Origin of the sequence: Vibrio sp. V08_P9A1T1 (assembly GCF_963874405.1) — a bacterium.
GTDB classification, from domain to species: domain Bacteria; phylum Pseudomonadota; class Gammaproteobacteria; order Enterobacterales; family Vibrionaceae; genus Vibrio; species Vibrio anguillarum.
This window is the reverse complement of the sequence record NZ_CAWNIB010000194.1, coordinates 1-3,029: the sequence shown is the minus strand read 5'-3', so window position 1 is coordinate 3,029 and position 3,029 is coordinate 1. Positions and strand designations below refer to the sequence as shown.

2 protein-coding genes are annotated in these 3,029 nt (G+C 45.9%); one reads left to right on the top strand and one right to left on the bottom strand.

The features are described 5' to 3' along the window. Window positions 1–972 (top strand): Ig-like domain-containing protein (locus tag AACT21_RS08305; RefSeq protein ID WP_141195255.1); only part of this gene is annotated, 972 nt, incomplete at its 5' end. A 94-nt stretch (window positions 973–1,066) separates the two neighbouring features. Here AACT21_RS08305 and AACT21_RS08300 read toward each other — a convergent pair. Continuing rightward, entirely contained in the window at window positions 1,067–2,824 is a 1,758-nt protein-coding gene (locus AACT21_RS08300; protein WP_094164212.1) for a lysophospholipid acyltransferase family protein, read from the bottom strand. Window positions 2,825–3,029 lie beyond the last annotated feature (205 nt).

The following is a 3,029-nucleotide window of genomic DNA, read 5'->3' as shown; positions in this document are numbered from 1 at the left end:
TCGGCTGTGATTACTGCGATTCAAGTGACCCCTTCTCCTGTCAGTGTGGCGAAAGGTCAGACTGAACAGTTAACGGCCATTGCGACGTACAGTGATACGACTTCCTCTGACATCTCTAGCTTAGTGACGTGGACACCAGCCGATACCAATACAATAACGGTGACCTCAACAGGTTTGATCACTGGTGTTGAAGTGGGCTCTACAACCGTAACAGCCACCAAGAATGGTATCAGTAACTCGGTGAATGTCACTGTCTCTTCGGCTGTGATTACTGCGATTCAAGTGACGCCTACTACGGTCAATGTGGCGAAAGATCTAAACGGACAGTTAACCGCCACGGCGACGTACAGTGATGGCACTTCATCTTCTGTCACCAAGTCAGTGACGTGGATGTCAGTCGATACCAATACCGCTACGGTGACGTTGGATGGTTTGCTTACTGGTGTCGAAGTGGGCTCTACAACGGTAACCGCCATCGAGGATGGCATTGCCAGTAACCAAGTGAATGTGAATGTGTGTGCTGACTTAGCTGGTGTATGTATTGATATCTTCGATATAGGTAGCGGGACATTATTTACCAACTCACCATCAGTGGCTTACTTAAATAGTATTGGTGGAAGTACAATAGCAAATGATGTCACTACTGAAAGCGGAATTGATGGTCCAATAGGTGATTTCTACCGATTCAAATGGGATAATGCAAACGCACTGTGTGAGATCTACAATGCTCAGAATCTCGGAGGGCGAACTAACTGGCGCTTAGCAGAAAGTGATGAGTTGCTTAACGAACTGTACGTTGGATTCGGTAACATGTTTAAAGCGCGCGGTTGGCCGACCGACTATTGGTACTGGTCGAAGACAGCTGATCTTTCTAATCCTGTTAACTATGACACGCTGCTCCTTAGCGATGGTATTCCCGTCTCCGCCTCTCCAGCCGCCATTCTCTACGTATCCTGCGTCTCAAATCCTTAGCATTTAGGGTTTAACGTTTTAATTTTTATGCGCCAGAGTAATGACTGGCGCTTTTTTTACCCGAAGAGTTTGTCAATAAAGCGGCTCAACCTTTTCAAGGGTTAGGCGCGTGATGGGTGAGGTATTCGTATGCTTCTTTGGTGCCCATGTAGCGGCTTAAGCTGCGCACCGGAACGTTGCGTAAATCGACCACAATCAAGCCATCTAACGAATCATTAAAATCAGGGTCTACGTTAAAACTGACTAACTTGCCATTTAAACCGAGGTATTGACGCAGTAGCACTGGTACGCTTTTCCCTTCATCCAACCGGGCAATCACTTTTGAAAGCAGCTGTAAATCAGCCAATGCACTCAGCAAACTGGCATTCCAAGGGGCTTGTTGCTTGGGGAGTGGGTTACTTGCCTCTACCAAATGGGCGTGTTGGTTATTGTAGTAGTGCTGCGTCATTGTGTCGGCTAATAAACGGCGCGCACTTTCACTGTAATCATTGCTGATACTTACGGGTCCAAATAGGTGCGTATAGTGCGGGTTTCGGTGCACATAGGTTGCGATTCCCTTCCAAAGCAGCAATAGCGGAGCCATACTTTTTTGATACTCGATGTCGACGACGGAACGCCCCATTTCAATTGCATTACCTATGGTATTGAGAAAGCGGTGGTCATACTGAAACAGCGTTCGTGAGTACAAACCTGCAATACCGCTTATCGGCACAATACGGTCGACTAAGCCTAAACGGTAAGCTCCGACCAATTTCTGCGCTTCGCGATCCCAAATGAATAGATGCAGGTAGTTGCGATCGTATTGATCGATATCGAGCTCGGTGCCAGTGCCTTCACCTACCAGCCTGAAATTGTGCTCTCGCACTCGTCCTATTTCGTGCAGTAACGAGGGGATGTTTTCTGCGCTGGTACAATACACATCGAATTCGTTATGCCTTAATAGATGATCAGAAAAAGAAAGCTGCTCAATATCGTGTAACAAAGCGCTTAGGGGGAGCCGCTGTGCAATGGATTGTAACGGCTCATCATTGGTTTTATTGCGCTTGGTTGGGTTGATGTGGCTTAAAAGGTAGGTGTTGAGCCTTAAATAGCTGACCAGCGTCTCATCACACAGATGTTGGATTTCTTTATGATTGATCGCATCGCCAATGGCGATTTCGATACGCTGATGCTTTTTATTGAGCAGTTCACGGCCCAACATTAACGTTCTTAGTAGCGGGTGGATTTTTCCAGCCATGTAAAAGCGTTTCGAATTTTGCCCGTTGATGAACACTGGTAACGCCGTCGCTTGATGCTTTTGTATCAGTCGGCTGACTGAACGGCTCCACTGTTTGTCTTCCAGTTTCTGCGTTTTACTATCAACCAGTTGTGACACTTCGCCCGCAGGAAACATCAATAGCAGCCCTCCTTGAGCAAGGTGTTTATTGGCGGCTCTCAAGGCTTGCATATTCGCTTTTTGCGCGGCTTTGTCTTCAAAAACATCCACACCAATGAACAGCGAATCTAACTCTGGTACGGTTTTTAAATAGTGATTGGCTAATATCTGCACGTCTGAGCGAATTGAAAGCAGCATCTCAGCCAGAATAACGCCTTCCACACAACCAAGTGGGTGATTTGCAACAACGACTGTCGCGCCTTGAGTGGGAACTTGAGCTAATGATCCTTTCACCACTTGGTAGTCAATACCCAATACCTCTAACGTAAAACGCAAAAATGTTGCGGTATCGCAATGGGGTGGGCGTTGTGCATAAAACTTATCTAAACGAGTTAGGCCTGTCGCCCACTCAGTGAAGTGTTCGCCTAGTCCAAACGGCGTTTTTCTCGGTAATCTAAAAGGGCTTATCGTGAGCATAGCAACCTCGCATTTTATGCTTTGTGCTTATGCTAGAGAGGGAAGATGACAATCTGGCTGCGATTAAATGAGTAATTGATGGCTCTTTTTTTACAGTTTAATGAAATCCGTCTCAAACTGGAGATAAATTAGAATCTTGGATGCAACAATGATTTTTTAGTAAAACTAAATAATTTATTGCTCACAAAATGAAGCAAATTTGTGT

What these genes read in the sequence shown, in the direction of transcription:
- AACT21_RS08300 (WP_094164212.1), bottom strand. Translation starts at nt 2,824, where the DNA reads ATGCTCACGATAAGCCCTTTTAGATTACCGAGAAAAACGCCGTTTGGA.